This is a genomic window from Sphingopyxis sp. (genome assembly GCF_036402335.1).
Classification (GTDB): Bacteria; Pseudomonadota; Alphaproteobacteria; order Sphingomonadales; family Sphingomonadaceae; genus Sphingopyxis.
This window is the reverse complement of record NZ_DASWTD010000608.1, coordinates 1-4,937: the sequence shown is the minus strand read 5'-3', so window position 1 is coordinate 4,937 and position 4,937 is coordinate 1. Positions and strand designations below refer to the sequence as shown.

Here is a 4,937-nt window from a genome sequence, read left to right as displayed (position 1 = left end):
GATTTGCAGGTTCCAGAAGGCCCGGACCTTGTTGTCGAAAAAAGGTCCGGGCGAAGACAGTCGGAATAGCGGCATGGGGTGTCGTGCGATGGTGATGGATCAGCGGCCGCGCAGGCGGTGCGGGAAACCGGCGCGGCTGGTCATTCGGCCGCGACCGGCGTCATCGCGCCATCGGCACGCACGCGGGCCTGACCAAGCGGCTGCAGCTCCGCACGGTGCTTCCACAGCAATTCCTTGTACCCGATCACCCGGCCGTCGTGTGCTGTCAGCGTCACAGGGCCAATCGGCTGCTCGTCGCGCGCGTCGACCAGCACCGGGGTCGAGGGCACGCCGGCGCCCCATTTTTCGCCCCACTGGCGCAGCGCGATCATCGCGGGCAGCAGCTCGATACCCTTTTCGGTCAGCTGGTAACGGACCTTGCGCCGGTCCTCGGCCATCACTTCGCGCGCCATGATGCCATGGTCGACCAGCCGCGACAGCCGGTTCGACAAGATGTTGCGCGCGATGTTCAGTTCCTGTTGGAACTCTTCGAAATGATGAACGCCGTTGAAGGCCGCGCGAAGGATCATGAACGACCATCGCTCGCCCATCGCCTCCAGGGCCAGAGGCAGGGCGCAATTGCCCCCGTTCATGTCGTTCAGGACTTCGCGTAATTTTCCCATGACCCATGCCCTAACGTAAATTCACCCCATGCGCCAAAAAAATATAAGCCCTCCGTTGCATTTCGCAACCCAAACGCTAGGTCGCATTTCGCAACCTTTCGGTTGCGCAAAAACAGGAGGTCCCAATGCCCGAACACAAGCTTTCCCCCCTCTCCCGCTTCCTCTCGCTCGCAGGCGCCGTGACGATCGGCAGCCTGGCGCTCGGGCCGACCGCCGCAACGGCAGCAGGCGGCGCCTTTTACCGTGCCGAGCTTGCCAGCCCGGCCCCCGAGGCGCGCTTTGTGGCGCGCGACGTCGTGTGGGCATGCAAGGATGCCAGCTGCCTCGCCGGCCGGGGCACGAGCCGCCCGTTGATCATGTGCTCGGCGCTTGCAAAAGCGGCCGGTCCGGTGACGAGCTTCACTGCGGGCGGCAAGGCGCTCGACGCCGAAGACCTCGCGCGCTGCAACGCCGCGAAATAGGTGCGCTGACCCGACGATAGCCGGCCATGTCGATCGAGGCCGCCGTAACTTCCCCGAAGCAGCGGCGGCCTCACATCTTCAGGCTGCGATCCGGTTGCGCGCGACGACCAGCGACCAGCGAGCAAGCGCAGGCAATTGCGTCGCGACATAAACGGGATCGGCCCGAAACGCACGGCGCACAAGGTCCAGCCGCCAGCGGCGACTGCTGCGAAGCGCAAGCCCGAGGAGGATTTCACTGCGGCTGCGCGCCGGCAGCGTTTGGGGCAGCGCGCGCTCGACAATCTCGGCCGTCAGCGCCTGTATCCGCTCGGCGCGCTGGCTGGTCAGGCTGCCGCCGTGCTTGCGATAGACATACAGATCCTCGTGCAGCGCAACGAAGGCGAAGTGCTGCGCCGCGCGAAGCCAGAAATCATAATCCTCGACCCCGAACAGCCGGGTATCGTAGCCACCAAGCGCCTCGGTCACGCGCGCCCGATAGAGAAAACAGGCGCCGACATTGTTGCCGTAGAGCAGCCGTTCGACCGGTCCGACGCGCGAACGGCCGAGTTCGGCACCGGCCTCGTCAATCAGCGTGAAATCGGCGTGGACGACATCGGCTTCGGGATGGGCATCGAGCGTCGCGACGAGGCGGCCCAGCATCGGGGGCCGGAGCAGATTGTCATCCGACGTCCAGCTGTGCAGTTCACCGCGCGCCGCTGCAAAGCCGTGGTTGAGCGCGGCGGGCAGGCCGACGTTGGTCTTGAGGTCGATCAGCAGCACCCGCGGGTCGCGGGCCACGGCATCGGCCATGATAGCGGGCGATTCATCGCGCGAGGCATCGTTGACGAGAATCAGCTCGAAGTCCCGGAAATCCTGATCCAGAATCGAATTGATCGCCTCGGCCAGCCAGCGCGCGCCATTGTGCACTGGCATCACCATCGACACCCGCGGCCGCTCTGTCGAATCGAGAATATTGGTCCCCATCCGGCCCGTCCTACTCGCGGTGAACGACGCTTCCAATCGACTTTACCAAAGTTGCTAACGCATTGGCGGACGGCGCAATCAAATTTCGCATTGCAATATATGCATCAGGGGCGACATTGGGACTGATGTTACGTCAATATGAACTTGTCGAGCGTGTGCGCGCTTATGATCCCGATGTCGACGAGGCGTTGCTCAATCGTGCCTATGTGTTCACCGTCCAGAAGCATGGCAGCCAGAAACGCGCTTCCGGCGACCCCTATTTCAGTCATCCGGTCGAAGTCGCAGGCATTTTGACCGACCTCCACCTCGATACCGAGACGATCGTCACCGCGCTGCTGCACGATACGCTCGAGGACACGCTGACAACACCCGAAGAGATCGAGCGGCTGTTCGGCACCGACGTCGGCCGGCTGGTCGACGGGGTGACCAAGCTTTCGAAGATCGAGGCGCAGACCGAAAACGAGCGCGCCGCCGAGAACCTGCGCAAATTCCTGCTCGCGATGTCAGACGATATCCGCGTGCTGCTCGTGAAGCTCGCCGACCGGCTGCACAATATGCGGACGCTGCATTTCATCAAGAATCCCGAAAAGCGACGCCGTATCGCCAAGGAGACGATGGATATCTATGCCCCGCTCGCAGAGCGGATCGGCATGTACGAATATATGCGCGAGATGCAGTTGCTCGCATTCAGCGAGCTTGAGCCCGAAGCCTATGCGACGATCACCGGACGCCTCGCCAAGCTGACCGCAGGCGGCAAGGACAAGGTCGCGGCGATCAGCCGCGAGTTCAAGGAGTTGCTCGCGAAAAACGGCATCGAGGCCGATGTGTCGGGGCGCGAGAAGCATCCCTATTCGATCTGGCGCAAGATGCAGGAGCGGCATGTCAGCTTCGAACAGGTCACCGACATCATCGCCTTTCGCGTCATCACGCCGACCGATGCCGATTGCTATGCCGCGCTGGGCCTGTTTCACCGCAAGTGGAAAATGGTCCCCGGCCGGTTCAAGGATTATATCTCGACCCCGAAACGCAACGGTTACAAGTCGCTGCACACGACGATCATGCATCAACAGAATATGCGGATCGAGATCCAGATCCGCAGCCTCGGCATGCACCAGCAGTCCGAATTCGGCCTCGCCGCGCACTGGGCCTACAAACAGGGCGGCGGCAGCCCCGACGGACAGGCCGGATGGATTCGCGACCTGATCGAAATCCTCGAGCAGACGCACGATCCCGAAGAGTTTCTCGAAAACACGCGCATCGCGATGTATCAGGATCGCATCTTCGCCTTCACGCCGAAAGGCAGCCTGCACCAGTTGCCGAAGGGCGCAACGCCGGTCGATTTCGCCTATGCCGTCCACACCGGGCTCGGCGACCGCACCGTCGGCGCCAAGGTTAACGGCCGGCTCGTGCCGCTGCGTACCCAGCTTGCGAACGGCGACACCGTCGAGATCCTCTCGTCGGACAAGCAGACGCCGCAGCCCGCCTGGCTGGGCTTTGCAGTCACCGGCAAGGCGCGTGCGGCGATCCGCCGCCATGTCCGGTCGAAGGAAAAGGTCGAACTCGCAGCACTCGGCCGCAAAATGTATGACGAGATCGTCGCCCGCCTGCCGAACAAGGTCGGCGACAAAGCCCGCGCGGCGGCGCGCGAGCGGCTGAAACTCGACGATGACAGCGCGCTGTATGTCGCGATCGCCAAACAGCGCCTTACCGACGATGCCGTGCTCGAAGCGCTCGTCCCGGGCATCACGGCGGAAATGAAGACCAAGCCCGGAAAACTCGTTCAGGGCGCCGCGGTGTCGATCGCCGGACTGACTCCCGGCGTCGCCTATCAGCTCGCCGACTGCTGCCACCCCGTCCCAGGCGACCGCATCGTCGGTCTGTCGCGGCCGGGCGAAGGGATCGAAGTTCATGTCATCGACTGCCCGAAGCTCGCCGACGGGATCGATGCCGACTGGATCGACCTGCGCTGGCAGGAGGACAGCGAAGGCGGCAACGCGCGGCTGTGCATCGTCATCCTCAACGAACCCGGCACACTCGCCGAAATGTCGGGGATCCTCGCCGCCAATTCGGCAAACATCACCAATTTGCGCCTGTCGAACCGCGAAGGCGGCTTCCACACCTATGACGTCGTCGTCGAGGTGCGCGACGTCCAGCATGTGATGCGCATATTGTCGGCGCTGCGCGCGTCGGACACGGTGGTTCAGGCGGAGCGGCAGTAAAGAGGCAGCGGGCGTCGGCTTTGGGGTGGTGAGTTGTCCTTCGTGAACCCCGGCGAAAGCCGGGGCCCAGGGCGGTCACACGCAGGTCCCGCTGGAATTCTGGGCCCCGGCTTTCGCCGGGGTGCACATCACTATCGACAACTCCCGGTCGGGGGCGGACATCGCGCTGACGCTCCGGGCGCTAGTTCGCGTAGAGCAGCGGCGGGCGCCAGGCATGCTGGTCGACCTCGTCGCTGACCTTGTAGACCATGCCTTTGCTGTTCAGGAACAGTTTCTCCATCTCCAGCCGGGTAAACGGACGCGAGCCGACGCGGCCGAACACCGCCATTTGGCCACCCGTCTCATCGACCGCACGGTCGCGATCGAGCCCCTTCGACAGCGCGAGCGCGGGTGAGGGCGTCTTCGCCCAGGCGATCAGTTCGGGGGTCGGTTTCGGCGAGAAGCCGTAGAGGCCCGGATTGTCGGGGCTGGTCAGCTGGAGCACCTTGATGCCGTTGCGCCCGTCGGCGACATAGCCGAACAGCGACGCGTTGGTCGATGCGACGATCACGTCCTCGGCGTCGTTGAGCGCGCCGCCAAAGGTCAGCCCCGGCCACACGACCGGCGCCGCGGGGCGCGTTACGTCGACGATG

Annotated in this window: 4 protein-coding genes and 1 pseudogene; 2 read left to right on the top strand and 3 right to left on the bottom strand. The window is 63.9% G+C overall.

Annotated features, from left to right (window positions below):
- Positions 1-140: 140 nt before the first annotated feature.
- Positions 141-662: a helix-turn-helix domain-containing protein gene (locus VGD20_RS19715; RefSeq protein WP_331136076.1), complete on the bottom strand. Its 522-nt coding sequence runs from the start codon at positions 660-662 to the stop codon at positions 141-143.
- 125 nt (positions 663-787) lie between these two features.
- On the opposite strand from VGD20_RS19715, the gene VGD20_RS19710 reads away from it, so the two are divergent.
- Positions 788-1,123 (top strand): CC_3452 family protein, encoded by a 336-nt coding sequence (locus VGD20_RS19710; RefSeq protein ID WP_331136075.1) that lies wholly within the window; start codon positions 788-790, stop codon positions 1,121-1,123.
- Positions 1,124-1,201: 78 nt separating this feature from the next.
- On the opposite strand, the gene VGD20_RS19705 is transcribed toward VGD20_RS19710, so the two are convergent.
- A complete protein-coding gene (locus VGD20_RS19705) occupies positions 1,202-2,086 on the bottom strand; it encodes a glycosyltransferase family 2 protein (protein WP_331136074.1) in 885 nt (294 codons plus the stop codon).
- A gap of 125 nt (positions 2,087-2,211) precedes the next feature.
- Here VGD20_RS19705 and VGD20_RS19700 point away from each other — a divergent pair, with 125 nt between their 5' ends.
- Complete coding sequence (locus VGD20_RS19700; protein WP_331136073.1) at positions 2,212-4,305, top strand: bifunctional (p)ppGpp synthetase/guanosine-3',5'-bis(diphosphate) 3'-pyrophosphohydrolase; 2,094 nt, start codon at positions 2,212-2,214, stop codon at positions 4,303-4,305.
- A gap of 181 nt (positions 4,306-4,486) precedes the next feature.
- Here the strand turns inward: VGD20_RS19700 and VGD20_RS19695 are convergent.
- A pseudogene (locus tag VGD20_RS19695) lies at positions 4,487-4,937 on the bottom strand (hypothetical protein); the annotation flags it as partial.